Source organism: Spirillospora sp. NPDC049652, assembly GCF_040675125.1.
Lineage (GTDB): Bacteria > Actinomycetota > Actinomycetes > Streptosporangiales > Streptosporangiaceae > Spirillospora.
In genome coordinates this window covers 1-1,147 of sequence record NZ_JBFAOF010001525.1, presented here as the reverse complement: position 1 = coordinate 1,147, position 1,147 = coordinate 1, and the positions used below count along the sequence as shown (strand labels likewise).

Annotated in this window: 1 protein-coding gene; it reads left to right on the top strand. The window is 76.5% G+C overall.

The window, feature by feature from the left end:
- Window positions 1-1,147, top strand: a 1,147-nt coding sequence (locus AB0J52_RS41655) for a CoA-binding protein (RefSeq protein WP_500188807.1), incomplete at both ends; no start/stop codon positions are given.

Sequence of the window (1,147 nt, the reverse complement as noted above, 5' to 3'; positions counted from 1 at the left end):
GACCGCCGAAGCCGAGCGGCCTCCGGTCACCGACTTCGACCGGCTGTTCGCGCCGCGCGGCGTCGCGGTCGTGGGGGCGTCCACGAAGCGGCCGAACTTTGGGAACATGTTCCTCACCTTCTACAAGGCCGCCGGTTACGCGGGTCGGCTCGTCGCGGTCCACCCGTCGGCCGAGGAGATCGACGGCGTGCCGTGCGTCCCGTCCCTGGCCGAGGCGGACGTGGACTACGCGCTGGTCGCCGTCCCCGCCAAGCAGTGCGCCGACGTGGTCCGGCAGGCGTCCGGGGTGCCGTTCGTGCAGGTCATGAGCGGCGGCTTCGGCGAGATGGGCGAGCCCGGGCTGGAGGCCGACCTCGCGGCCGCGGCGCGCGAGGCGGGCGTCCGGCTGCTCGGCCCGAACTGCATGGGCGTCTACTCGCCGGCGGGCGGGCAGACGTTCCTCGGCGGCGCGCCGGGCCGTCCGGGGCGGATCGCCGTCGTGTCGCAGAGCGGCGGGCTCGCGGGCGAGGTGGTCAAGGTCGGGGAGCGGCGCGGGCTGGCGTTCTCCAAGGTCGCGACGGTCGGCAACAGCCTGGACGTCACCCCGGCCGAGCTGCTCCGCCACCTCTCCGCCGACGAGGGGACCTCCGCGATCGGCCTGTACCTGGAGGATCCGCGCGACGGGCGCGGCCTGTTCGACGCGCTCCGCTCGGCGGGCCGCCCGGTCGTCGCCCTGGTCGGCGGGCGCAGCGACCAGGGCCGCACGGCCGCCGCCTCGCACACCGGCGGGATGATCGGCGACGACCGGGTCTGGACCGCGCTCGGCGTCCAGACCGGGACCGCGCTCGTCCGGAGCCAGGACGACCTGATCGGCGCGCTCGACGCCCTGGACCTGCACGGACACCGCACGGTGCGCGGGGACGGCGTGCTGGTGATCGGGCCGAGCGGGGGCGCGAGCGTGCTCGCCGCCGACGTGTTCGACGGCGCGTCCCTCGACCTGCCCGGCTTCCCGGACGCGGTCGTCGAGGAGCTGCGCGGGCTCGGCCTCGGCGCGGGCAGCTCGCTCGCCAACCCGCTGGAGATCCCGGTCGGCCCGCGCGGGAACCCCGACCTGGTGCGCGGCGCGGTGGCGGCGATCCTGGCGCGGCGGGCGTTCGCCGACGTCGTC